Origin of the sequence: Streptomyces guryensis (genome assembly GCF_021261325.1) — a bacterium.
Lineage (GTDB): Bacteria > Actinomycetota > Actinomycetes > Streptomycetales > Streptomycetaceae > Streptomyces > Streptomyces guryensis.
In genome coordinates this window covers 147,766-174,188 of the sequence record NZ_JAJSBI010000005.1, presented here as the reverse complement: position 1 = coordinate 174,188, position 26,423 = coordinate 147,766, and the positions used below count along the sequence as shown (strand labels likewise).

Here is a 26,423-nt window from a genome sequence, read left to right as displayed (position 1 = left end):
GACACGACGCGGTCCGGCCCTCCCGCCGGAGGGCCGGACCGTCCACCGTCGACCGGAACCGCGCTGGAGGCCGATCAGTGGGTCTCCATCAGTGGGTCGGCGCGTTGTGAGTGCGCTCGGTCAGTGAGCGGGGCCCGATCACCGGGACCCGGTGAGGGACGACGAACCGTCGCCCGCGCCGGTGCCGCTCTGGTTGCCCGTACCGGCGCCGGACTGGTCACCCGCACCGGCCCCCGACTGGTCACCGGCACCGGCCCCGGACTGGTCGCCGACGCCGTTGCCGGACTGGTCGCCGGTCCCGGCACCGTCACTGGCCGTCGCGGACGGGTCGGCGGTGCCCGCCTGGTCGCCGCCGCCGACCGCGTCGCCGCCGCCCGCCTGGTCGCCGGCCGAGGCCGAGGCGGACGGGTCGGCGGTGCCTGCCTGGTCGCCCGCACCGGCGCCCGCACCCGCGCCGCCGTCACCCAGGGTCGCGCCCGTGGCCTGCAGGGCCGCGGTCACCGGCTGGAAGAAGGTCTCGCCGCCGGCGGTGCAGTCGCCGCTGCCGCCGGAGGTCAGGCCGACCGCACTGCCGTCCTGCGTGAACAGGGAGCCGCCGCTGTCACCGGCCTCGGCGCAGACGTTGGTCTGGATGAGGCCGTTGACGGTGTCGGTGCCGCCCGGAACGGTCTCGCTCGCGAAGTTGACGGTGGCGTCGAGGCCGGTGACCTGGCCGTTGTGCAGGCCTGTCGTGCTGCCCATCCGGAAGACCGTCTCGCCCACGGTGGCGTCCGCGGCCTTCGTGATCTGGACGGTCTGGCCGTTACCGGCGTTGACCTCGCTGGGCGCCTGCGTGCTGGTGTCGTCGTACTTGACCAGCGAGAAGTCGTTGCCCGGGAACTTGGCCTGATCGACGGTGGCGACCGGCTGGCCGTTCTGGGAATCGGACCACTGCTTGGCCGCCACTCCGCAGTGACCGGCGGTCAGGAAGGCAGGACTGCCGTCGCTGGCGGTGACGTTGAAGCCGAGGGAGCAGCGGACCCCTCCCTGGGCGGTCTGGGCGAAGATGGCGTCACCGCCCGACACCTTCGTCCTGAAGGTGCCGGCGGACTTCTTCACGGTGGCCATGTCGGCGCCGAGGCTCTTGACCGTCGACGTCAGTCTGTTCCACTTGGCGCCGGTGACGGTGGAGTCGGCGGTGACGGCGAGCTTGTTGGTCTTCGGGTCGATCGCCCAGGCGGTGCCCGGGATGGTCGCATCGGCCTTCAGGGTCCGCGCGCCCGCCTTCAGCGCGGCGAGGCTGTTCTTGACCTCGCGGACCTTCGCGCCCGCCTTCTCCGCCTGGACGACCACGTTGTTCTTGTCGCCGGATATGACGTTGACGGTGAGCTGCTGCGTGCCCGAGTCGTAGTACGAACCGGCGAAGGCGTCACCGAGCAGGTTCTGGAGCTGCGAGGCGAGATTCGAGGCGTCGGTCGCCTTCAGGGTCTTGGGAGCGGCAGTCGCCGACGACCCGTCCTGCGACGCGTTGGCGTTCGGCAGCAGGATGACGGCTGCGCCGAGCGCCGCGACGCTGCCTGCCGCGATCGCGGCCTTGCGCTTCGGAATTCGCTTGTGACTCAAACTTCTCGACCTCCTGGGGGACCGGAGTCTGTGCCGCCGTGCGGCAGCTGTTCTGTTCGGGGCGCCTGGATGGCTGTTGGTACGCACGGGCCGCAGGGTGCGTTCAATTCCGTTTGCCAACTCGCTTCGCACAATGCCGAATCGGCCATGACCCGCGTCTGACGAAGCGGCACGGGGAACAATCGCCCATATGACGATGACGACCGCCGAAGCCGACAAGATCCTCTCCGCCAACTTCGCCCCTTGGGTCCTCCAGCTGGGCCTCACGGTCGAGGCCCTGGCCGACGACCGGGCGACGCTGCGACTTCCCTGGTCGGACCGGCTGTCCCGGGAGGGCGGCGGGCTGTCGGGGCAGGCCCTGATGGCCGCCGCCGACACGGCCACCGTGATCGCCGTGTCGGCCGCCCGCGGGGCCTACGGACCGATGACGACGGTCCAGCAGTCGACGTCGTTCCAGCGCGCGGTGACGGGTTCGGATGTCCTGATCGAAGCGGTGCTGACCAAACTGGGCCGCCGTATGGCATTCGCGGACATCACGATGACCGCCGAGGCCTCGGGTGAACTCGCCGCACGTGCGAGCACGGTCTACGCGCTTCTCGGCTGAGCGGTTCTGGACTGACACTGTCCGCAGTCGATCGACAACCGTCCGTTCAGAACACTGATCGGAATCCTGCTTTCAGCGAATCTGCACATCCAATACGCAACCAAGTCACCGTGCGCGAAGGTTCTGCACACTCCGGCAGCCTTCGCCACGCCATTGGGGCGGGAGTGTCGGATTCGTCGCGCAGGCGGCAAGGCCGCTGACGAACCGATGTCGTGGCGCATGTGAAGAACTCGCCATCGAGCCGTGCGCAAGCCTGCACGGATGGGTGCCCCTGGGGCTCAAGTTGCCTGGTGAGGCCATTGGTTGATTGGAAGGGCGCACCCGCAGCGTGCTTTGATCCATCGCACCGCAGGGACCGCGAAGGGTCACCGGAAACGGGAGCCCGGCACCTGCGGTCGCGGCCGTCGCTCTGTCCCCAGAGGGGGGCCGCTCCCCCCTTGTGAAATATCCATACGAAGGGAAGTTCCATCATGAACTCCACCCCCCGTGTTGAGACCGCTGAGATCTCGGACGCCGAGCTCGACGCCGTTTCCGGCGGCCTGTCGATCAACGCTGTCAACTCCGTCACCGGTGCGCTGGACGGCATTGCTCCCGTTTCCGGCACGGTCGACACGGTCGTCGGCACCGTCGAGGGTGTGACCGGCCTGAACACCGCTCCGGTCACCAACCTGGTCGCCGGTCTCTGATCGCGCCTTTTGTGATCGTCGAGTCCCGGAGTCGTATCGCGGCTCCGGGGCCTTCGGTTGCCAGAAACCAGCCGGCTCGTGCGAGCCGGTCCTCTCTCGTTTTCAGGTGAGGGAAATTCCGTGCAGTTCCGCCAACAGGCCCTCGCCAAGCTCCAGTCGCCGGACGAACTCGATCTTCCGGTGCGTTTCGCCCGCCCCCAGGGCTGGCTCGTCCTTTCGGTGACGGTGGTCGCGATGGCGGCCGCCTCGGTGTGGGCGGTGACCGGCTCGGTGACCTCCACGGTGGGCGCGCCCGCCATCCTCACGCACGGTGAGGGCAGCTACATCCTGCAGAGCCCCGTGGCGGGCCAGGTCACGGCGGTGCTCGCCCAGCAGGGCGAGCGGCTGCCGGCCGGCTCCCCGGTCCTGAAGGTCCGTACGACGCAGGGCGACACCGTCGTCCGCACCGTAGCCGCCGGCCGGATCACCGGGCTCGCCGCGACCATCGGCCAGATCATCCAGACGGGCGCGAACGTCGCCGCCGTGGAGAAGGTCGCGCACGCCGCGGATCCGCTGTACGCCACGGTGTACGTGCCCGCCGAGAACGCGGCCTCCATCCCCGCGAACGCCGCCGTGGACCTGACCGTCTCGTCGGTACCGACCCAGACGTACGGTGTGCTGCGCGGTCATGTGAAGTCCGTGGACCGCTCGGCGCAGTCGGCCCAGGAGATCTCCGCCTTCCTCGGGGACAGCCAGCTGGGCGAGCAGTTCACCAAGAAGGGCCGCCCGGTGGCCGTACTGGTGAAGCTGGACAAGTCGTCGGGCACGAAGAGCGGCTACCAGTGGTCGTCCGCGGACGGGCCGCCCTTCAGCCTCACCTCCATGACCCTGGCCTCGGGTTCGATCCGGCTGGCCGATCAGCGTCCCGTCGATTGGCTGCTGCCGTGAGCACCGCACAGGAGACGCGGAGCAGGCGCCGTGCCGCTCCGCCCAAGCGCCCCGTCCCCAAGGGCAAGGCCAAGGCCGTCCGTACTCCGACGGTCCTCCAGATGGAGGCCGTGGAGTGCGGCGCCGCCTCGCTGGCGATGGTGCTGGGCCACTACGGCAAGCACGTCCCGCTGGAGGAGCTGCGCATCGCCTGCGGTGTCTCCCGCGACGGCTCGCGCGCCAGCAACCTCCTCAAGGCGGCGCGCAGTTACGGCCTGACCGCCAAGGGCATGCAGATGGACACGGCCGCCCTCGCCGAGGTGAAGACGCCGGCGGTCCTGTTCTGGGAGTTCAACCACTACGTCGTCTACGACGGCATGGGGCGCCGTTTCGGCCGCCGCGGGGTGTACATCAACGACCCCGGCAAGGGCCGTCGCTTCGTGCCGATGGAGGACTTCGACGGCAGTTTCACCGGTGTCGTGCTGGTCATGGAGCCCGGTGACGGCTTCAGCAAGGGCGGCCGCAAGCCCGGGATCCTGGGCGCGATGCCGGCCCGGCTGCGCGGCACCGCGGGCACCATGCCGGCCGCGGTGCTGGCGAGCCTGCTGCTGGTCGCGGTCGGCGCGGCGGTGCCCGCGCTCAGCCGGACGTACATCGACGAGTTCCTGATCGGCCAGAACACCTCCCTGCTGGGCGTGCTGTTCGCGTCGATGGGCGCGTCCGTGCTGCTCACGGTGGTGCTGACGTGGCTGCAGCAGGCGAACCTGCTGCGCGGCCGCATCATCTCCTCCACCCTCTCCAGCGCCCGCTTCCTGCGGCATCTGCTGCGTCTGCCGGTCACCTTCTTCTCCCAGCGCAGCCCGGCCGACCTGGTGCAGCGGCTGCAGTCCAACGACCAGGTGGCCGAGACCCTGGCCCGCGACCTGGCGGCGGCGGGCGTGGACGCCGTGGTCGTCGTGCTCTACGCGGTGCTGCTGTACACGTACGACCCGCAGCTGACGTTCCTCGGCATCGGCGTGGCCCTGCTGAACATCGTCGCCATGCGGGTCGTGATCCGGCTGCGCGCCACCCGGACGGCGAAGCTGCGGGCCGACAGTGCCCGGCTCACCAACACCGCCTACACCGGGCTGCAGCTGATCGAGACGATGAAGGCGACCGGCGGCGAGGACGGCTACTTCCGCAAGTGGGCCGGGCAGCACGCCACCACCCTGGAGGAGCAGCAGCGCCTCGGTGTGCCGAGCGCCTGGCTGGGCGTGGTCGCGCCGACCCTGGCCTCGCTGAACAGCGCGCTGATCCTGTGGATCGGCGGCATGCGCGCGGTCGAGGGCGGTATCTCGGTGGGCCTGCTGGTCGCCTTCCAGGCCCTGGTCACCCGCTTCACCGCGCCGATCACCCGGCTGAACGGCGTCGCGGGCCGCATCCAGGACTTCGCCGCCGACGTGGCCCGGCTGAAGGACGTCGAGAACTTCCAGGCCGACCCGCTCTACGGCCGTCCCGGCTCCGGCGACTCCACGCGCCGCCTGCACGGCCATGTCGAGCTGGAGAACATCACCTTCGGCTACAACCCGCTCGACAAGCCGCTGCTCACCGGCTTCGACCTGACGGTCGGCCCCGGCCAGCAGGTCGCCCTGGTCGGCGGCTCGGGAAGCGGCAAGTCCACGGTCTCCCGGCTGATCTCGGGCCTGTACACCCCCTGGGAGGGCGTGATCCGCATCGACGGACAGCGCCTGGACGACATCCCGCGCGGCGCGCTCGCCGCCTCGGTCTCCTTCGTCGACCAGGAGGTCTTCCTGTTCGAGGGGTCGGTCCGCGACAACGTGGCGCTTTGGGACCCGTCGATCCCTGACGACGCGGTCGTCGACGCGCTGCGGGACGCCGCGCTCTACGACGTGGTGACGCGCCGGCCTGGCGGCATCCACAGCAAGGTCGAGCAGGACGGCCGCAACTTCTCCGGCGGTCAGCGTCAGCGCCTGGAGATCGCCCGGGCGCTGGTGCGCCGCCCCAGCATCCTGGTGCTGGACGAGGTCACCAGCGCGCTGGACGCGGAGACCGAGCAGGTCGTGATGGACAACCTGCGCAAGCGCGGCTGCGCCTGCGTGGTGATCGCGCACCGGCTCAGCACCGTGCGCGACAGTGACGAGATCGTCGTACTCCAGCACGGCACGATCGTGGAACGCGGGCGGCACGAGGACCTGGTGACGCGCGGCGGCGCGTACGCGGCTCTGGTCAGGGAGCGATGAGATGACGACCGCACACGATGGCGACCTGGTTCTCGGCGCTCTCGGCTCCATGGGCACCTATGTCGACTGCTCGGGCCTGACCCGGCTCGACCTGGAGGGCCCGCAGGTGCTGTGGCTGGTCGCGGCCGGCAGCCTGGACCTGTTCGCGGTGGACGCCGTGCAGCAGGGCCACTGGCACCACCTGGGCCGACTGGAGGCGGGCTCGCTGATCCTGGGCCCGGTCCCCGGCCCCCAGCACACCCTGGTCGCACGCCCGTTGAGGGATTGCGTCGTCCACCGCATCGGCCTGCGCGAGCTGTATCAGACGGCCGACACCCAGACCTGGTCCTACGACGAGTACGGCAACGCCCAGTACGTCCCGCCGACGACCAGCCCCCTCGAATACGCCCTCGCCCTCGGCGTCGGCCGCAGCCTCTCCGTCCTCTTCCAGGCGCCGATGGCGACCGAGGGATCGGCCACCGAGGTCACGGACGACGACGTGTTCTGGATGCAGGTGCCGCCGGGCAGCGTGCAGTACGGCTCGCTGTACGGCGCCGAGGCGGCCGCCGACCTGCTGATGGACCCCGCGGTCTGGCAGAGCATGGTCGACCAGCAGTACCGCCTGCTGACCGCACTGGACCGCTGGATCGAGCAGCTGGAGCGCACCCACGAGACCCGGACGGCCGCCGGCATCAAGGCCGGTGAGGCGGTCCGCGCCCAGGCCGACCGCACACTGCTCGCCTCCATCGGCAAGTCGTCCGGCAAACGCACCACGGCCGCCGACGCGGACGCCTCGTACGCGGCATGCAAGCTGGTCGCCGAGGCGGCCGGGATCACACTGGCCGAACCCGCGCAGAGCGGGACGGAGAGCGAGTGCCTCGACCCGGTGGAACTGGTGGCGATCGCCTCCCGTGTCCGCACCCGGGCCGTACGCCTGGACGGCCGCTGGTGGCGGGACAACATCGGCCCGCTGGTGGGCCACCGGGCCCTGTCGGGCGCGCCGGTCGCGCTGCTGTGGCGGCGCGGTGGCTACGTCGCCGTGCATCCGGCGACCGGACGTGAGACGCCGATCGAGAAGGACAACGCGGAGGAGTTCGAGCCGCGCGCGGTGATGTTCTACCGCCCGCTGCCCGAACGGACGTTGAGCCCCCTGCGGCTGCTGCGGTTCAGCATGCGCGGCACCGGCAGCGACCTGACCAACCTGCTGGTGAGCGGTCTGGTGACGGTGGGGATCGGCGCGCTGGTGCCGATCGCGACGGGCAAGGTGCTCGGCGAGTTCGTCCCCAAGGCGCAGACGGGCCTGATCGCGCAGGTCTGTCTGGCCGTGATGCTCACCAGTGTCGTGGCGGCGGCCTTCATGCTGCTGGAGAACCTCACCATCCTCCGCATGGAGGGCCGGATCGAGGCCACGCTCCAGCCGGCCGTCTGGGACCGGCTGCTGAGGCTCCCGACCAAGTTCTTCACCGAGCGCTCGACCGGCGAGCTGGCCAGCGCGGCCATGGGCATCAGCTCGATCCGCCGCATGATGGCAGGGCTGGGACCCGTCATCGCCCAGTCGGTGACCGTCGGCGCGATGAACCTGGGGCTGCTGTTCTGGTACAGCCCCTTGATGGCGCTGGCGGCGATCGGCATGCTCGTCGTCATCGCGGGTGTGTTCCTCGGGCTGGGTCTGTGGCAGGTGCGCTGGCAGCGCAAGCTGGTCGTGCTGAGCAACAAGCTGAACAACCAGGCCTTCCAGACCCTGCGCGGTCTGCCGAAGCTGCGGGTGGCGGCGGCCGAGAACTACGCCTACGCGGCCTGGGCCTCGGAGTTCGCGCACAGCCGTGAACTGCAGCAGAAGGTCGGCCGGATCAAGAACCTCACCACGGTGATGGGCGCCGTCTATCTGCCGCTGTGCACCCTGCTGATGTTCATGCTGCTGGCGGGCCCCGCACGGGGGGTGATGTCGGCGGCGGCGTTCCTGACCTTCAGCACCGCGGTGACGATGGTGCTGACCTCCGTCACCCAGCTCACCAGTGCGTTCGTCTCCGTGGTGGCCGCGCTGCCGCTGTTCGAGGAGATCAAGCCGGTGCTGGAGGCCACGCCGGAGGTGCGCACGGCGAGCACCCGGCCGGGCCCGCTGTCCGGTGCCATAGAGACCCGGCGGCTGTCCTTCCGTTACTCGGACGACGGTCCGCTGGTCCTGGACGACGTGTCGTTCGAGATACGCCCCGGCGAGTTCGTGGCGGTCGTCGGCCCCAGCGGCTGCGGCAAGTCGACGCTGCTCAGGCTGCTGATCGGCTTCGACAAACCGGTCTCGGGCAGTGTCCTGTACGACGGCCAGGACCTTGGTGCGCTGGACCAGTCGGCGGTGCGGCGGCAGTGCGGTGTCGTGCTGCAGCACGCGCAGCCGTTCACCGGTTCCATCCTGGACGTCATCTGCGGCACCGAGCCCTACACGCCGGAGGAGGCGATGGCGGCGGCCGAGATGGCGGGGCTCGCCGAGGACATCAAGCGGATGCCGATGGGCCTGCACACGATCGTGCAGGGCAGCGGCGCCGTCTCCGGCGGCCAGCGCCAGCGCCTCATGATCGCGCAGGCGTTGATCCGCCGTCCGCGCATCCTCTTCTTCGACGAGGCGACCAGCGCCCTCGACAACGAGACCCAGCGCACCGTGATCGAGTCCACCAAGGCCCTCAACGCCACCCGCATCGTCATCGCGCACCGTCTGTCCACGGTCCTGGACGCAGACCGCGTGATCGTCATGGAGGACGGCAGGGTCGCCCAGCAGGGCCCGCCCGGGCAGCTGCTCGCGGACACGAACGGGCGGCTGCACGAGCTGGTGCGGCGGCAGATGGCGTGAGCCGAAGCTCCTGAAGAGGGTCAGTCGAGGCCGGGCACCGGCGCCCCGGAGGGCACACCGGCCTCGACGTACCCTTCGTAGAACTCCTTCCAGGCAGCGCTCGCCCCGGCGTGCGGCCCAGCGGACCGCTCCCCCCGCGCCTTCGTGTCGAGGGCGGCCAGGCACACCTCCCAGCCGGCGCCGTTGCGGGCGGCGGTGTCGGCGGCCTGGAGGACGTTGGTGAGGGTGAAGCGGGTGCGCCGGCCGCCCAGCGCCTCCAGGTCGAAGTGCAGTTCGTCGCCGCCCCACTCGAAGGACAGATGACGCGGCTCGTCGAGGCCGAGCACCCGGCCCGTGGCCTCCGGCATGTTCGGGTCCCCGCTGAAGGTGATCGTGCCGCCCGGCCGGGGGTCGATCTCGGCGCGGGACGGGAACCAGTGGGCGAGTTCCTCGGCATCCGTCACGAACTGCCACACACGCTCGATCGGATGGTCGTACGTACGGCTGAAGCGGACGGCCGGGCGGCCGTCGTCCAGGGTCAGACAGGTGCCGGTGAGATCAGCGGCCATGGTGGATCAGTCCTTGGGAACGGGTCGAGGGCGTGGACACGCCTCCACGATCCCGTCCACGGGCCGCGTCCGCCCGAGGAGCAAGGCGACGACGGCCCGCATGAGACGGAGGCCACACGTAGCGAAACGTTGTCGTTTCGCTAGAGGAGGTCTAGGCTACTGGTGTACGAAACCGTTTCGTTCAAGTCTTCCCGAACGACTTCCCTGGAGTGGTTCTCCCATGTCCCAGAAGACCCTGACCGACAGCACCCCCAAGGGTGCGGTCGAGGCTGCGCCCGCCGCCTCGTCGAAGCGATGGTGGATCCTCGCGGTCGTCGCCGTCGCGCAGCTGATGGTGGTGCTGGACGCCACCATCGTGAACATCGCCCTGCCCTCGGCCCAGGCCGACCTCGGCTTCTCCGACGGCAACCGGCAGTGGATCGTCACCGCGTACGCGCTGTCGTTCGCCTCCCTGCTGCTGCTCGGCGGCCGTATCGCCGACCTCTTCGGCCGCAAGACGGCCTTCCTCATAGGTGTCGTCGGCTTCGCCGCCGTCTCCGCACTGGGCGGCGCCGCGAACGGCTTCGGCATGCTGGTCACCGCGCGTGCCCTGCAGGGTGCCTTCGGCGCACTGCTCGCGCCGGCCGCGCTCTCCCTCCTCAACACCACCTTCACCGACGCCCGGGAGCGCGCCAGGGCGTTCAGCGTCTACGGCGCCATCGCCGGCGCCGGCGGCGCGGTGGGCCTGCTGCTCGGCGGTGTCCTGACCGACGCCTTCGACTGGCGCTGGACGCTGTACGTGAACGTCGCGATCGCCGTCGTCGCCCTCGTGGGCGGCTGGCTGCTGCTGACCAACCACCGCGACGCCGGGAACTCCAAGCTGGACGTGCCGGGCACGGTGCTGGTCGCCGCCGGTCTGTTCTCGCTGGTCTACGGCTTCTCCAACGCCGAGACGCACGACTGGGGTTCGGGTCTGACCTGGGGCTTCCTGATCGCGGGCGGCATGCTCCTGGCGGCCTTCGCCTGGTGGCAGACCCGGGCGGCACACCCGCTGCTGCCGCTGCGCATCCTGCTGGACCGCAACCGGGCGGCCTCGTTCCTCGCCGTGCTGATCTCCGGCGGCGGCATGTTCGGTGTGTTCCTCTTCCTCACCTACTACCTGCAGCTGAACCTGGGCTTCAGCCCGACCAGGACCGGTGTGGCGTTCCTGCCGATGGTCGGCGCACTGATGGTGGCGGCGCAGCTGGGCACCACAGTGCTGGTGCCCCGGATCGGGCCGAAGGTCGTCGTCCCGCTGGGCTTCGCGATCGCCGCGGTCGGCATGGCCTGGCTGACCGGGATCGGCGTCGGGTCGAGCTACGTCAGCGCGGTGCTGCCGCAGCTCATCGTGACCGGTGTCGGGCTTGGCCTGGTGATGCCGGCGGCCATGCAGCTGGCCACCGGCGGGGTGGCGGCCGAGGACGCGGGCGTCGCCTCCGCCACGGTCAACGCCATGCAGCAGGTGGGTGGTTCGATCGGAACGGCGCTGCTGAACACCCTGGCCGCGAGCGCCGCGACCGACTACCTGGCCGGCAAGGACGCGACCAGCAAGCTGGTCCGGGCCCAGGCGACGATCGAGAGCTACACCACCGCCTTCTGGTGGTCGGCGGGCCTGTTCGCCGCCGGCGCGGTGATCGCCTTCCTGCTCTTCCGCCGCGGGGTGCCGGAGCTGGACGCTGACGCCGCACCGGTCGTCCACATGTGATCGATCCACTCCGAGCCGCACCGGCCCGAGCCGCACAGGTCCGAGGGGCCGCCGTCCGCAGGGAGACGGTGGCCCCTCTTCGCTGCCATGGTGGACGGATGCGCAAACCCGCGGCGGTGCTCGGCAGCACCGTCTTCCTGTTCCTCGCGCCCGGCACGGTGGTCGTGCTGCTGCCGTGGTGGCTGACCCGCTGGCGGTCCGGCGGCTGGTGGCTGCCCGTGCGCGCGCTCGGCCTGGTCCCACTGGTCGCGGGGGCGGTCGTGCTGCTGTCGGCCTTCGTGCGGTTCGTCGTCGAGGGCCTGGGCACTCCGGCACCGGTCGCTCCGACCGAGGAGCTGGTGATGGGCGGGCTCTACCGGTACGTCCGCATTCCGATGTACGTCGCGGTGATTGCGGCGATCGGCGGTCAGGGCCTGCTGCTCGCCCGGCCGGTGCTGTTCGGGTACGGCGCCTGCGCGGGAGCGGCGATGTGGGCGTTCGCGACGTGGTACGAGGAACCCGCGCTGACCCGCCGGTTCGGCGCCGACTACAGCCGCTACCGGCGCGCGGTACCGGGCTGGTGGCCCCGAATGACCCCCTGGCGCGGCGACTGACGCGCGTTGTCCTGCCCGGAATTGGGTACCCCCTGGCCCATGCGGATCAGCGTGGTGGATGTGGGGTCGAACACGGTCAGGCTGGTTGTGGCGGATGCGGAGGGCGGGGTGCCGTTGCCGGTGCACACCGCCAAGTGGCGTCTGAGGCTGTCGGAACACGTGAAGCCGGGGAACAGCATTCCCGAGGAGGACATCGACCGGATCGCCGGGGCGGTCGCCGAGGCGAGCCGGACCGCGGCCCGGTGGGGTGCGACCGCACCGCCGGCCTTCGCGACCGCCGTGGTCCGTGCCGCTCCGAACCGCCGGGAGGTGCTGCGCACCGTCCGAAAGCGGACCGGGGTCGGTCTGTGCACGCTGCCCGGTGAGGTCGAGGCCGAGCTGACCTTCCTCGGAGCACGGCGCTGGATGGGCTGGCGGTCGGGGCCCCTCGCACTCCTCGACATCGGCGGCGGCTCGCTCGAAGTGGCCTTCGGGCGCGGCCGGTTACCGGACTTCGTGGCCTCGCTGCCGCTGGGGGCGGGACGGCTGACCCATGAGTTCTTCCAAGGGCAGGATCCGCCGCCGCAGGAGCAGGTGCGGGCGCTGCGCCGCAAGGTCCGGCACCAGCTGCGCGACGTCGCCGCGCGGATCCGCTGGGAGGGGCCGCGCACGGCGGTGGCCACCTCGCGCACGTTCCAGCAGCTGGGACGGCTGTGCGGAGCGCCGCCCGGGCGCCACGGCCCGTTCATGGAACGGCAGTTGGACCGCTCGGACCTGCGTCTTGCCGTCGGCCGCCTGGCCGCGCTGCCCGCCGCCGAACGCGCCGGGCTCCCCGGCATCTCCGCGCCGCGTGCCGGGCAGAGCCTGGCCGGCGCGGTGATCGCTCACACCGCGATGAAGCTGACGGGCCTCAGAATGGTCACCATCTGCCCCTGGGCGATCCGCGAAGGTGTCCTGCTGCGCCAGATCGAGGACGGCGCATCCTGGTGGGCGAAGATCAACAGCCTCGACGCGGCGCCCCCTCCGCCGGATCCGGTGCCCCTGCGCATCGCGGCATCGACACGCTGAGGGAACGCCCTACCAGCCGTTACGCACACGAACCGTCAAGCGATTCCACCGCAATTCACCAGGTCGACTGAACCAGATCTTGCGCTCGGCGTGTCATGGATGTCTCCCCACCCGCCGGGGTAACTACCCGGATCCAATGCGCCCCTTCACCCAGGTGGAGCGGACATGATGCCGCATGCGCACGACCGTGCTTCCGAACCGCCCGCGGCGAACCCTCATGCCCGCACTCGGGCCGGCAGCCGGTTCACTGTGGTGGAGGTCGCGGGTGAGATCGATCTGGCGACCGCGGAGTTCCTGGTGGAACACCTGGATGCGGCGACCGCGGGGCCGGTCCCGGATGTGCTGGTGGACCTGCGGCAGGTCGAGTTCTTCGACTGCTCGGGCCTGCGCGTGCTGCGCCGGGCCGAGTCGCGGGCCCGGGAGCGCGGCGGCCGGCTGCGCATCGTCTCCGACGCACCCGGCATCCGCCGCCTGCCGAGTGGTGCCGGACCACTGGAACGTTTTCCGCCCCTCCCCGCGATCCCCGGGGAGGGGCGGAACTGATGCCAGGAGTCGGCGGGCGGCCCCACTCCGCCCGGCCGACCCCTGGTGCGAGATCGACGGGTACCCCGTGACAAGGGACTCGCACTCCCCACTGGCGGGCCTCTTCAGGTGTGCACGAGGGCTCCGCGATCCCGGTCTCTCAGAACGCGAAGACGCTGATCCCGTAGGAGTTCTTCACGCACTCGTTGCCGAAGGTCCGTTCATAGGAGACGCGCTTGCCCTGCCAGACGCCGTCGACCGTGACGACGACCGGGTCGTACTCCTTGGTACACATCGTGTCGTCTCTCGCCGTCAGGCCGTCGAAGTCACCGCCGGCGCCGCGCAGTTCGGCACAGGCGAGGGCGGCGGCCGGATGGGTGCCGGAGGCCGTCGGGGCGCAGGTCAGGGTGACGGCGCGCAGCGGGGTCGCGGCGGCCGCGCTGTTGCCGTGGCCGACGGTGAGTACCAGGGCCGAGGGGGCGTAGAGCGAGGCGGGGGCAGCGGCCGGGCCGGCCAGTGCGGCCCCGGTCAGGGGTCCGCAGACGGCGGTGGCCGTGAGGGCGAGGGTGGCTGCCCAGCGCGCGGTGTTCCGCATTGTGTGCATCCTTCCGCAGGATTCGAGGGTGTGCCGGACCGTTCCGGGTCGGTGCCGGACCGGCGAGCGCGAGTCTGCCGAGTCCGCGGCGGAAGCACACCTCGACCCCATGCGTTTCGGTAACCTTGCGTGTTGAATCAGTGGCGCGAAGTTACAGAATTCGACCGGTGGAACCCCGGAACTGAGCGGTTCTTGATCGCCCGAAGCAGCCAAGTGGCTGATTTCCTGCGCTTCGTTAATAGGCCTGAAACATTCCGGTTGAGCTGTCGGCGGACTCCCCCGCACCCCCTTGCGTTCATGAACGAGTCGGGTAATCGTCATTACATGATTACAACAGAGCAACGAGAGAAGCTGCGCGGCTGGTTCGCCGGCCGTGTGCCCGAGGATCTCTTCGAGGGGCCGGCCGAGCTCACGGTCGACCGCGAGGAGATCACCGTGCTAGGCCGCATCCCCGCCCCCCGGCTCACCGAAGGCGCTTCGGACGCCGAACGGGAGGCCGCGGTCCAGGGCCGGATCCAGGAGTTCCGGGAGCGCACCCGGGAGGCGCGCATCGAGGTGGCCCGCGAGGCGGAACACCGCTTCCGCCGGAAGGTCTCCTGGGGGGTGGAGTGCGGCGGCGAGCGCGCCCTGTTCACGCACGTGGCCGCGCCCGTGATGACCCGGCTGCGCCAGCCCGAGCGCCAGGTCCTCGACACCCTGATCGCCGGCGGAGTCGCCCGCAGCCGCAGCGACGCCCTCGCCTGGTGCGTACGCCTGGTCCAGCGCCACACCGACGACTGGCTCACCGAGCTGCGCGACTCCCTCGAACACGTCCAGCGGGTGCGGGCACAGGGCCCGGACACGGAGCCGGAGGACGCCGGCACGGACCTTTCGACGGACACACCGGCCGACGACGACTGAGGGAAGGTTCGTACACTCCCAACGCGAAAAATCGATGAACCGTCCTCTGGTGCGGGTTTCGCACACCGGCCTACGGTCGGCACACCGCCGAGAGGACGGCCGCGCTGCCCGCGGCACACTCTTTCGGCCTCTCCCTGTGGCAGGGCCTCGCGGCCACCCTCCTCGGCGTCCTCGCGGGCGCGCTGATCCTTTGCCCGATGACGGTGTTCGGCCCGCGTTCGCCCGGTGTCCCGCCCCCCACTCACCTCACGTGCCCTCGGCCACGCGAACCGGCCGGATTCCGCGGGAGTCCGGTTTCGGCCCGGCCATGATCCGCAGGTCCACCCCGATGGACGGACCTGCGCCTACTCGCCAGTATCGTCGGGGTGCAACGCGATCTCACCGACGAGAGGCGGGACGTACCCATGGCCAAGCACTGGGCGGACTTCCAGTACGAGATCTATCTCAACGGGATGTCGGGGGCCGTACCGCGGCTGCCCACCGATCTGACCCGGCTGGAGGAGCTGACCGAGCAGCGGCTCGGCCCCGGGCCCGTCGGCTATGTCGCGGGCAGTGCGGGCGACGGCAGCACGGCGCGCGCGAACCGGGCGGCGCTCCAGCGGCGCCGGATCGTGCCGCGGATGCTGCGGGACGTGCACGAGCGGGACCTGTCGGTCGAGGTGCTGGGCCGGGCGCTGCCCGCCCCGCTGGCCCTGGCGCCGGTCGGCGTGCTGTCGATCATGCATCCGGACGCCGAGTGCGCGGCCGCCCGGGCCGCCGCCGCGCAGGGTGTGCCGTACATCCTGTCCTCGGCGTCCAGCACCCCGATGGAGCAGGTCGCGGAGGCGATGGGCGACGCGGAGCGCTGGTTCCAGCTGTACTGGGCCAAGGACCGTGAGGTGACGCGGAGTTTCCTGAACCGGGCGAAGGCGGCCGGGTTCACGGCGCTGGTCGTCACCCTCGACACGCCGCTGCTGGCCTGGCGCCCCCGCGACCTCGACCAGGCCTATCTCCCCTTCCTGCACGGCGTGGGCACCGCCAACTACTTCTCCGACCCGGCCTTCCAGGCCGGCCTCGCCAAGCCGGTGCACGAGGACCCGAACGCGGCCGTGCTGCACTTCATCGGTATGTTCGCGGACCCCGGCAAGACCTGGCCTGACCTGGCGTTCCTGCGGGACAACTGGGACGGCCCGATCGTCCTCAAGGGCATCCTGCACCCGGACGACGCCCGGCTCGCCGCCGACGCCGGGATGGACGGCGTGGTCGTCTCCAACCACGGCGGCCGCCAGGTGGCCGGTTCCGTGGCCGCCGCCGACGCTCTGCCCCGGGTCGCCGAGGCGATCGGCGACCGGCTGACGGTCCTGTTCGACAGCGGCGTGCGCACCGGCGACGACGTCTTCAAGGCACTGGCGCTCGGCGCGCGGGCGGTGCTCCTGGGGCGGCCGTACGTGTACGGGCTCGGACTCGACGGCCAGCCGGGCGTCGAACATGTGATCCGCTGTCTGCTCGCCGAGTTCGACCTGACGCTCGCCCTGTCCGGACACGCCACGCCCGCCACGATCGGCTCCGCCGACCTCACCGAGGAATCCGTATGACCACCGCCCCGAAGAACATTCTCGCCGTCGTCGCCCCGCACGTCGGGGGCCGTGCCTCCGGCGCCGGACTCGCCACGCTCTTTCCCGGCGAGGCGAACGTCACCGTCGTCGAGGCGGTCGACGAGGACCCGGCCGCCCTTCACGCGGCGCACGTCATCATCACGGCGCTCTCCCCCGTGACCGCCGAACACCTCGCCGCCGCACCGGACCTGGAGCTGGTGCAGTGTGCGAGCCACGGCTTCGACTACGTCGACCTGGACGCGGCGCGCACCCGGGACGTACTCGTGTGCAACATCGGCTCCAGCGGCGCCGAGTCCCAGAACGTGGCCGAGCAGACCTTCGCCCTGATGCTGGCGCTGGCCAAACAGCTGATCCCGGCGCACACGGCGCTCGTCGAGGCGGACTGGGCGCTGCCCCGCCTCCAGCGCTCCCTCACCGAGCTCTGCGGCAAGACGCTCGGCATCGTCGGACTCGGTGCCATCGGGCAGGAAGTCGCCCGCCGCGCGGTCGCGTTCGACATGAGCATCGTCTACGCCGGTCGCCGCAGGCTGCCCGAGGAGACGGAGGCCCGGCTCGGCGGGGCCCGACACGTCCCGCTCGACGAGCTGCTGCGCACCGCCGACTACGTCACCCTGCACGCCCCGCTCACCGGGGAGACCCGGCACCTCATCGACGCCGAGCGGCTCGCGCTCCTCAAGCCGACGGCGTTCGTGGTCAACACGGCGCGGGGCGCCCTCATCGACCAGGACGCCCTCGCGGACGCGCTGGAGAAGGGCGCCCTGGCCGGAGCGGGCATCGACGTCTTCGACCCCGAACCGCCCGCCCCGGCCCTGCGCCTGCTCAAGTCGCCGAACGTGGTGCTCTCACCGCACGTCGGCGGGGTGACCCGCGAAACGCTGATCCGCATCGCCCTGGCCGCCGTGCAGAACGTCGCCGGCTTTCTGGCGGGAGGGCACCCCCGGGACGTCGTGAGCTGAGCGAACCCTTCAACAGGCGCGAGGCTGTATCGATATGCGGCTCCGCCGCGGGCGCGCGACAAGCCACGACGCGCCCGCAGCCGCCAGAATCTCCCGCCCCCGAGCTACTAGGCGCTCTTCTCAGACAACCCCGCAGGCCGAGCCGCAGGCGCCCCCGTCCCCGTGATCGACAGCGAGCCCGGGGTCGCCGAGGCCGTCGGATCCGCCAGCCAGCGTTGCGCCGGGGAGCCGTCGCGGCCCTTGACGACGATGTCGGCGCCCGGATCCTCAGCGGTGGCGGCGAGGGCGAGCTGCTCGTCCCAGCGGGGCAGCAACTCCCCCTGGACGGTGAGGTCGTAGCGCACGTCTGCGCCCCGCTCGTCCTTCTCCGCAGCGCACTTCCCGAGAACGGCCACACCGGCGTCCACGTGCGAGTCCAGGCACAGGCCGGGGTCGGCCGCGCTGCGCAGCAGACCGTCCTTCTCCAACGTCCACTGCTGGGTGGCGGCGTCCGAACACGCTGCCAGTGTGGTCCCGGCGCCGGCCTTCATCTTGCCCGTGATGTCGAGGCAGAGGTCGGCGCCGGCACTGCGCAGCCTCGACTTCCCTGGAACCGTGGGGAGTTGAGCGGCTCCGGGCGACGACTGGGATCCGGCGCCCGGCGCCGTGCCGCCGCTCGCACTGGTGGAGGCAGCCGGGTCGACACCGTCGTCGTGCGTCCACAGGCCGGCGGCGAACAGCGCGGCGAGCAGCCCGGCGGAGGCGACGCCCACCCCGGTCAGCAGCGCCCGCGAGTTCCGCGGCGCCCCCGGGGGCCGTCGGCCGGGCAGCGGGATTCGGGGCAGGATGCGCGGGCGCCCGCCGCCGTGCCGGGCGGAGCCGCTCATGTGCGCTTCCTGCGGCGCGCGGCCGGGACGGGAGTCGAAGTAGCGGCGGGCGCCCCAGCCGAGCACCGCTTCGGCGAGGAGCACCCCCAACCCGCCCTCGAAATGGCTCAGTTGTTCCGCGGCAGAACGGCAGTAGGAGCACTGGGTCAGATGCTGCTGGACATCCGGCAGCAGGGCCCCGCCGCGGCGAATCGGAACATCGAGGAGGCGGTTGTAGAACCGGCAATCCTTGCTGGGCGCGAGTTCCCGATGGGCATGTACACAACCTTCGCGGAATTTTTCACGCGCCTGTTCGAGGGCCACCGACGCGGTGTCGGTATCCATGCCGAGCAGACCGGCGGGAACGGTTATGGACTCCGCTTCGACCTCGGTGTGCCAGAGCAGACACCGGGAGAGTCCGGGAAGGGCCTGGAATGACCGCTCGGCGAGCCTGCGGTTTTCGGGCGTCATGGACTTCGTCTTACGCATACCGCGGCCGCCGGAGGGTTTCTGCAGCTCCGGCAGAACACTGGATATTCGGTCCTCGGCGGACCACACCCGGACCGTCTCCCGTACGGCCACCAGAAGCCGGGGGCGCACCGCGAGCGCGGGCTCGCCCAGCGCCAGCCGGTCGAGGACCTGGTGAAAGGCGGCCGCCGCCACCATGGAGGCGAGGTCGGCCTGGGAAGCGATGCAGATGGCCGCGTAGTCGCGGGCGGGCTGCCAGTGCCGCGCCATCAGCAGCGCGACGGATTGGGCGACCTCGCCGTCGGGACGGCCCCTGAGCCGGGTGGCGAGGTTCTCGTCGGATTCTCCGGGAACACCGCCGGGCGGCGGGTAAGGGGGACGAGGTGGGTGGGGGGTGGGCACTGAGCGGATTCCTTCCCACACGCATGGGACACACAGGAGGGTGTGAATTCTGGTATGTCCGTCCGGGACGGTTTCCGATTGGCCGATCGACACCCGGCCATTACACCCCCCGCACGGGTAGTTCACCCTTGCACAACACACTCATGACCAACAAGGCACTTGGGCAACATCCGCCTCTTTGAAAGTTGGTCAGAAACGGCGGCAACTCGCCTCACCCGCATGAGCTTTCGTCATTCCATGCGCCCCGTGTGAAACAGGCGCACGCGCCGGAGCACCGCGCACGCTCCCGGCGTGCACCACCCCGTAGTGCACTGGGTACCGGCCCTTCTCGGAGGCCCTGCGCAGGACGGCGGCTCTCCTGCGCCGCACGGGCCGCCGGCCTTGTTCCTCCCGCCCTCGGTCGGCGGCCCCGGGGGCGGGTCGTGACGGTGACGGGGCCGGGCAGCCCTCAGATCTGCCAGGAGCGCAGCCGGTCGGCCGCGCCGTAGACGTCGGCCTTGCCGGAGATGAGATCCCGGGCGAGGTCGACGAGGGCGCCGTAGGGCGGGTCGATGCCGGCGCCGCTGACGAACATGTACGCCACGGCTGTCGCGCAGGCGAAGCGGGCGTTGGCCGACGGCAGGGGCTTGAGCAGGGCGAGGGTGTGCAGCAGGGCGGCGGCCCGCCAGGCCGGGTCGGAGTCCACGCCGAGGCGGGGCGGGTCCACGCGGTGCCGGGCGACGGCGGCGACCAGGGCGGAGAAGTCGTTGACGGTGGGCTGGTCCGGCAGGACCTCTTCGTGGCGCTGAAGCAGCCAGGGCACGTCGATATGGATGACGGGTGCCATCGGTCAGGCGACCCGCCCCTCGCCTGCGTGGGCGGGTTCGTCGTCGGGGAAGGCGGCGGCGAACTCGTCGGCATGCGAAGCGAAGAAGCGGCGGAACGCCTCCGCACCCTCCTGCAGCGCGCGGTGCCGGGCTATGTCCGCGGCGGCCGCCTCACGCACGAGGGCCTTCATCGACGTACCGCGCTCCTTGGCGATCTGCCGCAGGTCCTCTAGTTCGCGGTCGCTGAACTCGACATTCAGGGCTGGCATGCCTTCACGGTACCGCCGAGGTACTCAGTCGTAAATAGTCGCTGGTCACAGCACCTTTACCACGGTACCTCCGGGTGTCCTCGCCGGCCGAGGACCAGGTCCGTTTCCCGCCGGTCCCGGGCGGCACGGCGCAACAGACTGGAGCCATGACGACGTACAGGAAGACCGACAGTCCGGTGGGTGAACTGCTGGCCGACCGGCGGCGCGACGACGAGGCCTTCGGGGAGGCCACCAGGCAGCTCTCCGCCTACTTCGGGGGCCGGCTCACCCGCTTCGAGCTGGGCCTCGCCCCCGCGGGGACGGAGTTCCAGCTGGGGTCCCCCCGGACGAAGTCTGGGGGAGGGTGTGGCGGACGCTCGACGAGATCCCGTACGGCACCACGACCTATGGGGAGCTCGCCGCCCGGCCCGACGTGCCCCGGGCCGAGATCCGGGCCGTGGGTGCCGCGATCGGCGCCAATCCTCCCCCAGACTCCGTCCGGGGGGACCCCCAGCTGATCGTCCGTCCCTGCCACCGTGTGATCGGGGCCGACGGCTCGATGCGCGGGTACGCGGGCGGCGTCGAGCGCAAGGTGCGGCTGCTCACCCACGAGGGTGCGCTGCAGCCGATGCTGGGGTGACGGGAGGAGATGGCGTGACGCTCACCGGGGCTCAGGCCCGCAGGCTGGTGGCCGGCACCGAATGGGCGGCCCTCGCCGCCGAGTTGGACCTGCACGGCAGCGCGCCGACGGGGCCGCTGCTGACGCCGGCCGAGTGCCGTGGCCTGGCCGCGCTGTACGAGAAGCCGGAGTTGTTCCGGACCACCGTCGACATGGCACGGCACCGCTTCGGTTCCGGCGAGTACCGGTACTTCACCCACGACCTGCCGACCCCGGTGGCCGCCCTGCGCGCCGCCCTCTACCCGCGGCTGCTGCCGATCGCGCGGGACTGGGCGGCCCGGCTGGACCGTCCGGCACCGTGGCCGGACTCCCTCCAGGAGTGGCTGGAGGCATGTCACGCGGCCGGACAGGACCGCTCGGCGCAGATCCTGCTGCGTTACGTCGAGGGCGACTGGAACGCCCTGCACCGTGACGTGTTCGGCGACATGCTCTTCCCGCTCCAGGTGGTGGTCGCCCTCGACGAGTACGGCAGCGACTACACCGGCGGCGAGTTCCTGATGGTCGAGCAGCGGCCGCGGGCCCAGTCCCGGGGCACCGCGACCGCGCTCCGGCAGGGCCACGGCCTGGTCTTCACCACCCGGGACCGGCCGGTGCTCACCAAGCGCGGCTGGTCGGCCGGAGCGATGCGGCACGGCGTGAGCACCGTCCGCTCCGGCCGGCGGCACGCGCTGGGCATCGTCTTCCACGATGCGTGAGCACTCCGCTGGAAGCGCGATGACACCTGCGGGCCGGTGAGCGCTGGTCGCGCCCGCGCGGCGGAGCCGCATATGGACACAGCCCCGCGCCCCTGTCGGGGCCGCCCAGCGCCTCAGGCTTCGGACCACAGCCCCCTGCGGCGGTAACTTCCCTCCCAGAACAGGCGGTTGAGGACCCGTACCGGTGGCGGCATGGCGCCCAGGAAGCGGACGCGGTCCGCGGGCGGGGCACCGTCGACGATCCACGGCACGAACACCGAGGCGCCGCGCAGGCCCTGGGTCTCACGGATGCGGCCGGTGAAGGCGGCCCAGTCCGCGGCCGTCAGGACGTCCTGCATCAGCGGCAGCGCGCTGTCCTCCTCGTGCTTGAGGTGGTCGTCGAGGGTGGCCGTCAACGCCCTTACGAGATCGGGCAGTTCGGGCGCCTGATCGGCCAGTGCGGTGTCGACCGCGGTGAGCAGCGGGTCGATGCGGGAGTGTTCCGCCTCCATGTCGTCCAGCAGGGCGAGTTCCCGCGGACGCCCCGCGACGCGCTCCCGGACGCGCGGCCACAGGCCGCTGTCCTCGGCGGTGTGATGGATGTGCAGCTGGTGCGTGAAGTTCTCCCAGCCCGCGCGCACGCCGGGGGTGTGCGCGCGGCCCTCCGCGACGGCTTGCGCGAGGCGCTCCAGATCGCGTCGGAAGGCGTCGTGGGAGGCGTACATGGCGGTGAAGTCGATGCTCATCGCGCGGCTTCCTCCAGTTCGGTCTCGTTGATCGGCAGGGCATGGGGGTTGGCGGACGGGCCGCGCTGGCGTCGTACGGCGAGACAGGCGAGCGCGCCGGCCAGCAGTACTGCGGCGGACACGTACACGGCCGGGCCCATCGCCTCCACGAAGCCATGGCCGAAGACCTGACCGCCGAGGGCGTGCATGCGTTCGGCGATGTCGTGGGGCACGCCGTGCGGCGCGCCCCCCTGCTGCCGGGCGCCGACGCCGGACTCGGTCTTCGAGAAGGCGGCGACGAACGAGTCCCGGTACGCGGCGGGCAACCGTCCGGCGCTCTCGCGTGCCCGGTCCGTGAGCGCGGAGGCGAGCTGGTTCTGCAGCACCGCGCCGACGACGGCGCCCGCGAGCACCGAGCCGACCTGCCTGAGCGCGTTGGTGACGCCGGAGGCCGCTCCGGCCAGCCGCGCCGGGACTCCCCGCATGACCTCGGTGGCGAAGGGCGCGAAGGTGCAGCCGGCGCCCAGGCCGACGAGGAAGAGCGGCAGGGCGATGCTCGGCCAGCCCGAGCCGACGTCCGCGACGGTCACGACCCAGGCCAGTCCGCCGGCCCAGGCGAGCAGGCCGGTCATCAGGATGAACTTGCCGCCGATCCGGTCCGCGAGCGCCCCTGCGGGCCCCGCCATCACGAACGAGCCGAGGGCGACGGGCAGCAGCACCAGGCCGGACTTGAGCGCGCTGAAGCCGAGCACGGACTGCAGATAGATGGTCAGCGGCAGATACATCCCGACCACGCCGAAGGACACGGTGACGCCGACCAGGTTGATGAAGGTGAAGTTGCGGTCGCGGAAGAGCGAGAACGGGACCAGCGGGTCCTTGCTCTGCTGGCCGCGCTCATGCAGCAGGAAGGCGGCGAACAGGGCCGCGGCCAGGGCGAACAGGCTCCAGATCCAGCGGTTCCAGTGGTAGCGCTGTCCTTCGGTGAGCCCGAAGGCCAGGCAGAACAGGGCGGTCGAGGCGAGCAGCACGCCGAGGGTGTCGAAGCGGTGCCGCACCGTGCGCCGGGCGCCCGGGATGAACGCCGCGGTCATCACCAGCACGATCACGCCGAACGGCAGGTTGACGAAGAAGATCCACCGCCAGCTCAGGTGGGTGATCAGCGTGCCGCCGAGGATCGGCCCGAGCGCGCCGGACACACCGGCCACCGCGCCCCAGATGCCCATCGCCACACCGCGCCGGTCGGCCGGGAACACCTCGGCGATGATCGACAGGGTCTGCGGCATCAGCAGCGCGGCGCCCAGCCCCTGCACCGCCCGGAAGGCGATGAGCTGGGCGGGGTCCCGGGCGAGGCCGCAGGCGAGGCTCGCCAGGGTGAACAGGGCGACCCCGGCGGCGAACAGGTTGCGTTTGCCGCGCAGGTCGCCGAGGCGCCCGCCGGTGATCAACAGGACGGCCAGCGCCAGCGTGTAGGCGTTGACCACCCACAGGATCTGGTCGAGGGACGCGTTCAGGTCCTCGCCCAGCTGCGGGATCGCGATGTTCACGATCGTCAGGTCGAGCAGCGTCATGAAGAACCCGAGGGAGAGGGTGAGGAGAATCGCCCACGGGTTGCCGTGCCATTTCTTGAACACGATGTCGGTCTCCTTGCGGTCGGACTCGAGTCGGTCTCGTGTCGGACTCGCGTTCAAGAGGGCGGGGCGGCGGGCGGGTGTGACACGGCGCGAATGCGCTGAGACTTAGGTCACATCGCGCCCTCTTCATGTCACATTCGGCCCCCTCCCGGCCCTCAGAGCAGTGAGCGCGGCACCGGGGAGGCCCACACATGACGCACAGCACCGGAAGTCCTGTCACCGACGAGGCGACCGATGTCTTCATGAACCATCGCGAGCTGCTCTTCGGCCTCGTCTACAACATGCTGGGCAGCGTCGCCGACACCGAGGACGTGCTGCAGGAGACCTGGCTGGCATGGTCGGGCCGGGGCGCCGACGGGATCACCAACCCGCGCGCCTACCTGGTCCGGATCGCCGTCAACCAGGCGTTGCAGCGGCAGGCCGTGATCACCCGCCGCCGCGAGACCTACGTCGGGCCGTGGCTGCCCGAGCCACTGGTCGCCGACGACGCGAGCGCCGACGACCCGGTGCTGCGCGGCGAGTCCGTGTCCCTGGCGATGCTGGTGGTGCTGGAGTCGCTGACCCCGCTGGAACGCGCGGTGTTCGTCCTCAACGAGGTGTTCGGCTACCCCCACACCGAGATCGCGGGCATCATCGACCGCACCCCGGCGGCCGTACGGCAGTTGGCGCACCGCGCACGGGATCATGTGCTCGCCCGCCGGCCGCGCTACCGCGCGCACCCACGTGTCCGGCAGGAGGCAACCGAGCGGTTCGTCCGGGCCGCGCTCGGCGGGGACATCGCCGAGCTGATGGAGATCCTGGCGCCGGACGTCACGGTGTGGACGGACGGCGGTGGCAACCGCAGGCCGGCGGGGCTGCGCCCGGTGCACGGCCGGGACAAGGCGGTCCGCCTCATCTCCTCGTACGCGGCACGTCGCGGGCCCCAGCGGCTCGACCTGCGCTACCGCCGGGTCAACGGCGACGACGCCGCGGTGCTGTTCCAGGGCGAGGCGCCGTACGCCGTGATGGTCATGGACCTCACGCCCGAGGGCGACCAGGTGAACGGCGTCTACATCGTCACCAACCCCGACAAGCTCACGCACGTGCACAAGGACGAGGAGGACGAGTGACCGACAGGGAGACCTCCGGCAGGGGCGAGCGCGTCGCCGACTGGCTCGACGGCCGCCTCGGCATCCACTCGCTCGGCCGGAAGTACCTGCGCAAGGTATTCCCGGACCACTGGTCGTTCCTGCTCGGCGAGATCTGCCTGTACAGCTTCGTCGTGCTGGTCCTGACCGGGGTGTATCTCACCCTCTTCTTCCATCCGTCGATGAACGAGGTGACGTACCACGGCAGTTACGTCCCGCTCAACGGCGTGCGGATGTCCGAGGCGTACGCCTCCACGCTGCACATCAGCTTCGACGTGCGCGGCGGCCTGCTGATCCGGCAGCTGCACCACTGGGCGGCACTGGTCTTCGTCGCCGGGATGCTGACGCACATGATGCGGCACTTCTTCACGGGTTCGTTCCGCAGGCCCCGGGAGGTCAACTGGCTGTTCGGCTGGCTGCTGCTGTTCCTGGGCCTGTTCGAGGGCCTGTTCGGCTACTCGCTGCCGGACGACCTGTTGTCCGGCACGGGCCTGCGTTTCGTCAACGGCGCCCTCTTGTCGGTGCCGATCGTCGGGACGTATCTGTCGATGTTCCTGTTCGGTGGCGAGTTCCCCGGCCACGACATCGTGGCCCGCTTCTACTCGCTGCACATCCTGCTGATCCCCGGTGTCATGGCGGCACTCGTCGTGGCGCACCTCATCCTGGTCGTCCACCACAAGCACACGCAGTTCGCGGGGCCCGGACGGACCGAACGCAACGTCATCGGTACGCCGTTCATGCCGGTGTACCTGGCGAAGGCGGGCGGGTTCTTCTTCCTCGTCTTCGGCGCGCTGACGTTGATCGCGGCCGTGGCGACGGTCAACCCGGTCTGGGTGTACGGCCCCTTCCGCCCCGACCAGGTGTCCACGGGCGCCCAGCCCGACTGGTACCTGGGCTTCGCGGAGGGCCTGGTCCGGGTGATGCCGGGCTGGGAGATCACGCTGTGGGGCCACACGCTCGTCCTCGGCGTGCTGATTCCGATCGTGGTCTTCCCGCTGCTCCTGGTCTTCATCGGGGTCTACCCGTTCCTGGAGGCCCGGGTGACCGGTGACAAGGGCGAACACCACCTCCTGGACCGTCCCCGCAACCGTCCCGTCCGCACGGCGATCGGCGCGGCCTGGATCAGCCTCTATCTGATCCTGCTGGCGGGAGGCGGCAACGACATCGTCGCCACCCGTCTGCACCTGTCGGTCAACACGGTCACCTGGACGGTCCGCGTCGCGGTGTTCCTCCTCCCGGCGGTCGTCTTCGTCGTCACCCGCCGCGTTTGCCTGGGTCTCCAACTCCGCGACAGGGAGCTGGTGCTGCACGGCCGGGAGACCGGCCTGATCAAGCGGCTGCCGCACGGCGAGTACGTCGAGGTGCACCAGCCGCTCGATCAGGCCGAACTCCACACCCTCACCGCCCACCGGCGGCAGGGGGAACTCGTGGAACACAGGCGGCAACCCGAGCTCGTGGAGCACGAGTCGCAGTCCTGAAA

Annotated in this window: 23 protein-coding genes and 1 pseudogene; 16 read left to right on the top strand and 8 right to left on the bottom strand. The window is 70.9% G+C overall.

What is annotated here, in order from left to right:
- Positions 1-138 precede the first annotated feature (138 nt).
- The gene (locus LJ657_RS12660) at positions 139-1,602 is read right to left on the bottom strand and encodes a S1 family peptidase (protein ID WP_232648648.1); all 1,464 of its coding nucleotides are present in this window, start codon (positions 1,600-1,602) and stop codon (positions 139-141) included.
- A 190-nt stretch (positions 1,603-1,792) separates the two neighbouring features.
- Between LJ657_RS12660 and LJ657_RS12655 the strand changes: the two genes are divergently transcribed.
- From LJ657_RS12655 to LJ657_RS12635, 5 genes are all read left to right on the top strand, one after another.
- Positions 1,793-2,206 (top strand): PaaI family thioesterase, encoded by a 414-nt coding sequence (locus tag LJ657_RS12655; protein ID WP_232648647.1) that lies wholly within the window; start codon positions 1,793-1,795, stop codon positions 2,204-2,206.
- Between the two features lie 470 nt (positions 2,207-2,676).
- Positions 2,677-2,892 carry a type A2 lantipeptide gene (locus tag LJ657_RS12650; RefSeq protein ID WP_232648646.1) on the top strand — a complete coding sequence of 72 codons (216 nt, stop codon included), beginning with the start codon at positions 2,677-2,679 and terminating at the stop codon, positions 2,890-2,892.
- Between the two features lie 120 nt (positions 2,893-3,012).
- A complete protein-coding gene (locus LJ657_RS12645) occupies positions 3,013-3,819 on the top strand; it encodes an HlyD family efflux transporter periplasmic adaptor subunit (RefSeq protein WP_232648645.1) in 807 nt (268 codons plus the stop codon).
- Positions 3,816-6,038, top strand: coding sequence for an NHLP family bacteriocin export ABC transporter peptidase/permease/ATPase subunit (locus LJ657_RS12640; protein ID WP_232648644.1), 2,223 nt, complete (start codon positions 3,816-3,818; stop codon positions 6,036-6,038). The genes LJ657_RS12645 and LJ657_RS12640 overlap by 4 nt, the downstream gene beginning before the upstream one ends.
- 1 nt (position 6,039) lies before the next feature.
- Positions 6,040-8,859: an NHLP bacteriocin export ABC transporter permease/ATPase subunit gene (locus LJ657_RS12635; RefSeq protein WP_232648643.1), complete on the top strand. Its 2,820-nt coding sequence runs from the start codon at positions 6,040-6,042 to the stop codon at positions 8,857-8,859.
- A 20-nt stretch (positions 8,860-8,879) separates the two neighbouring features.
- Here the strand turns inward: LJ657_RS12635 and LJ657_RS12630 are convergent, their stop codons facing one another.
- Positions 8,880-9,407, bottom strand: a complete 528-nt coding sequence (locus LJ657_RS12630; protein ID WP_232648642.1) for an SRPBCC family protein — start codon at positions 9,405-9,407, stop codon at positions 8,880-8,882.
- A 220-nt stretch (positions 9,408-9,627) separates the two neighbouring features.
- Between LJ657_RS12630 and LJ657_RS12625 the strand changes: the two genes are divergently transcribed.
- The 4 genes from LJ657_RS12625 to LJ657_RS12610 all read left to right on the top strand — a co-directional run bounded on the left by LJ657_RS12625 (position 9,628) and on the right by LJ657_RS12610 (position 13,313).
- Positions 9,628-11,130: an MFS transporter gene (locus LJ657_RS12625; RefSeq protein WP_232648641.1), complete on the top strand. Its 1,503-nt coding sequence runs from the start codon at positions 9,628-9,630 to the stop codon at positions 11,128-11,130.
- A 98-nt stretch (positions 11,131-11,228) separates the two neighbouring features.
- Positions 11,229-11,723 (top strand): methyltransferase family protein, encoded by a 495-nt coding sequence (locus LJ657_RS12620; protein ID WP_232648640.1) that lies wholly within the window; start codon positions 11,229-11,231, stop codon positions 11,721-11,723.
- A 39-nt stretch (positions 11,724-11,762) separates the two neighbouring features.
- The gene (locus LJ657_RS12615) at positions 11,763-12,770 is read left to right on the top strand and encodes a Ppx/GppA family phosphatase (RefSeq protein ID WP_232648639.1); all 1,008 of its coding nucleotides are present in this window, start codon (positions 11,763-11,765) and stop codon (positions 12,768-12,770) included.
- Positions 12,771-12,935: 165 nt separating this feature from the next.
- Entirely contained in the window at positions 12,936-13,313 is a 378-nt protein-coding gene (locus LJ657_RS12610) for an STAS domain-containing protein (protein ID WP_232648638.1), read from the top strand.
- A 139-nt stretch (positions 13,314-13,452) separates the two neighbouring features.
- On the opposite strand, the gene LJ657_RS12605 is transcribed toward LJ657_RS12610, so the two are convergent.
- Complete coding sequence (locus LJ657_RS12605; RefSeq protein ID WP_232648637.1) at positions 13,453-13,887, bottom strand: protease inhibitor; 435 nt, start codon at positions 13,885-13,887, stop codon at positions 13,453-13,455.
- 324 nt (positions 13,888-14,211) lie between these two features.
- Here LJ657_RS12605 and abmR point away from each other — a divergent pair, with 324 nt between their 5' ends.
- From abmR to LJ657_RS12590, 3 genes are all read left to right on the top strand, one after another.
- Positions 14,212-14,787, top strand: a complete 576-nt coding sequence (gene abmR, locus LJ657_RS12600) for an ATP-binding transcription factor AbmR (protein ID WP_232648636.1) — start codon at positions 14,212-14,214, stop codon at positions 14,785-14,787.
- A 404-nt stretch (positions 14,788-15,191) separates the two neighbouring features.
- Positions 15,192-16,361, top strand: coding sequence for a lactate 2-monooxygenase (locus LJ657_RS12595; RefSeq protein ID WP_232648873.1), 1,170 nt, complete (start codon positions 15,192-15,194; stop codon positions 16,359-16,361).
- A complete protein-coding gene (locus tag LJ657_RS12590) occupies positions 16,358-17,338 on the top strand; it encodes a 2-hydroxyacid dehydrogenase (protein ID WP_232648635.1) in 981 nt (326 codons plus the stop codon). The genes LJ657_RS12595 and LJ657_RS12590 overlap by 4 nt, the downstream gene beginning before the upstream one ends.
- Positions 17,339-17,445: 107 nt before the next feature.
- Here LJ657_RS12590 and LJ657_RS12585 read toward each other — a convergent pair whose 3' ends face one another.
- The 3 genes from LJ657_RS12585 to LJ657_RS12575 form a co-directional block, all read right to left on the bottom strand.
- On the bottom strand, positions 17,446-19,053 hold the full coding sequence (locus LJ657_RS12585; protein ID WP_232648634.1) for an RICIN domain-containing protein: 1,608 nt from the start codon (positions 19,051-19,053) through the stop codon (positions 17,446-17,448).
- Positions 19,054-19,501: 448 nt separating this feature from the next.
- Positions 19,502-19,879, bottom strand: a complete 378-nt coding sequence (locus tag LJ657_RS12580; RefSeq protein ID WP_232648633.1) for a toxin Doc — start codon at positions 19,877-19,879, stop codon at positions 19,502-19,504.
- 3 nt (positions 19,880-19,882) lie between these two features.
- The gene (locus LJ657_RS12575; RefSeq protein ID WP_030937710.1) at positions 19,883-20,128 is read right to left on the bottom strand and encodes a hypothetical protein; all 246 of its coding nucleotides are present in this window, start codon (positions 20,126-20,128) and stop codon (positions 19,883-19,885) included.
- Between the two features lie 146 nt (positions 20,129-20,274).
- On the opposite strand from LJ657_RS12575, the pseudogene LJ657_RS12570 reads away from it, so the two are divergent.
- Both LJ657_RS12570 and LJ657_RS12565 read left to right on the top strand, forming a co-directional pair.
- Positions 20,275-20,747, top strand: a pseudogene (locus LJ657_RS12570) (methylated-DNA--[protein]-cysteine S-methyltransferase).
- A gap of 14 nt (positions 20,748-20,761) precedes the next feature.
- Complete coding sequence (locus LJ657_RS12565; RefSeq protein WP_232648632.1) at positions 20,762-21,481, top strand: 2OG-Fe(II) oxygenase; 720 nt, start codon at positions 20,762-20,764, stop codon at positions 21,479-21,481.
- A 113-nt stretch (positions 21,482-21,594) separates the two neighbouring features.
- On the opposite strand, the gene LJ657_RS12560 is transcribed toward LJ657_RS12565, so the two are convergent.
- Entirely contained in the window at positions 21,595-22,206 is a 612-nt protein-coding gene (locus LJ657_RS12560; protein WP_232648631.1) for a hemerythrin domain-containing protein, read from the bottom strand.
- Complete coding sequence (locus LJ657_RS12555) at positions 22,203-23,816, bottom strand: MFS transporter (protein WP_232648630.1); 1,614 nt, start codon at positions 23,814-23,816, stop codon at positions 22,203-22,205. Before LJ657_RS12555 ends, LJ657_RS12560 begins: the two co-directional genes overlap by 4 nt.
- A 191-nt stretch (positions 23,817-24,007) precedes the next feature.
- Here LJ657_RS12555 and sigJ point away from each other — a divergent pair, with 191 nt between their 5' ends.
- Positions 24,008-24,925: an RNA polymerase sigma factor SigJ gene (gene sigJ, locus LJ657_RS12550; RefSeq protein WP_232648629.1), complete on the top strand. Its 918-nt coding sequence runs from the start codon at positions 24,008-24,010 to the stop codon at positions 24,923-24,925.
- Positions 24,922-26,421: a cytochrome bc1 complex cytochrome b subunit gene (qcrB, locus tag LJ657_RS12545; RefSeq protein ID WP_232648628.1), complete on the top strand. Its 1,500-nt coding sequence runs from the start codon at positions 24,922-24,924 to the stop codon at positions 26,419-26,421. Before sigJ ends, qcrB begins: the two co-directional genes overlap by 4 nt.
- Positions 26,422-26,423: the final 2 nt, after the last annotated feature.

Excerpts from the sequence above, each read along its gene's own strand:
- LJ657_RS12635 (WP_232648643.1), top strand. The coding sequence starts at position 6,040 with ATGACGACCGCACACGATGGCGACCTGGTTCTCGGCGCTCTCGGCTCC.
- LJ657_RS12630 (WP_232648642.1), bottom strand. The coding sequence starts at position 9,407 with ATGGCCGCTGATCTCACCGGCACCTGTCTGACCCTGGACGACGGCCGC.
- sigJ (WP_232648629.1), top strand. The coding sequence starts at position 24,008 with ATGACGCACAGCACCGGAAGTCCTGTCACCGACGAGGCGACCGATGTC.
- LJ657_RS12560 (WP_232648631.1), bottom strand. The coding sequence starts at position 22,206 with ATGAGCATCGACTTCACCGCCATGTACGCCTCCCACGACGCCTTCCGA.
- LJ657_RS12655 (WP_232648647.1), top strand. The coding sequence starts at position 1,793 with ATGACGATGACGACCGCCGAAGCCGACAAGATCCTCTCCGCCAACTTC.
- LJ657_RS12590 (WP_232648635.1), top strand. The coding sequence starts at position 16,358 with ATGACCACCGCCCCGAAGAACATTCTCGCCGTCGTCGCCCCGCACGTC.
- LJ657_RS12620 (WP_232648640.1), top strand. The coding sequence starts at position 11,229 with ATGCGCAAACCCGCGGCGGTGCTCGGCAGCACCGTCTTCCTGTTCCTC.
- LJ657_RS12605 (WP_232648637.1), bottom strand. The coding sequence starts at position 13,887 with ATGCGGAACACCGCGCGCTGGGCAGCCACCCTCGCCCTCACGGCCACC.
- LJ657_RS12615 (WP_232648639.1), top strand. The coding sequence starts at position 11,763 with ATGCGGATCAGCGTGGTGGATGTGGGGTCGAACACGGTCAGGCTGGTT.
- LJ657_RS12580 (WP_232648633.1), bottom strand. The coding sequence starts at position 19,879 with ATGGCACCCGTCATCCATATCGACGTGCCCTGGCTGCTTCAGCGCCAC.
- LJ657_RS12575 (WP_030937710.1), bottom strand. The coding sequence starts at position 20,128 with ATGCCAGCCCTGAATGTCGAGTTCAGCGACCGCGAACTAGAGGACCTG.
- abmR (WP_232648636.1), top strand. The coding sequence starts at position 14,212 with ATGATTACAACAGAGCAACGAGAGAAGCTGCGCGGCTGGTTCGCCGGC.
- LJ657_RS12595 (WP_232648873.1), top strand. The coding sequence starts at position 15,192 with ATGGCCAAGCACTGGGCGGACTTCCAGTACGAGATCTATCTCAACGGG.
- LJ657_RS12610 (WP_232648638.1), top strand. The coding sequence starts at position 12,936 with ATGATGCCGCATGCGCACGACCGTGCTTCCGAACCGCCCGCGGCGAAC.
- LJ657_RS12625 (WP_232648641.1), top strand. The coding sequence starts at position 9,628 with ATGTCCCAGAAGACCCTGACCGACAGCACCCCCAAGGGTGCGGTCGAG.
- LJ657_RS12650 (WP_232648646.1), top strand. The coding sequence starts at position 2,677 with ATGAACTCCACCCCCCGTGTTGAGACCGCTGAGATCTCGGACGCCGAG.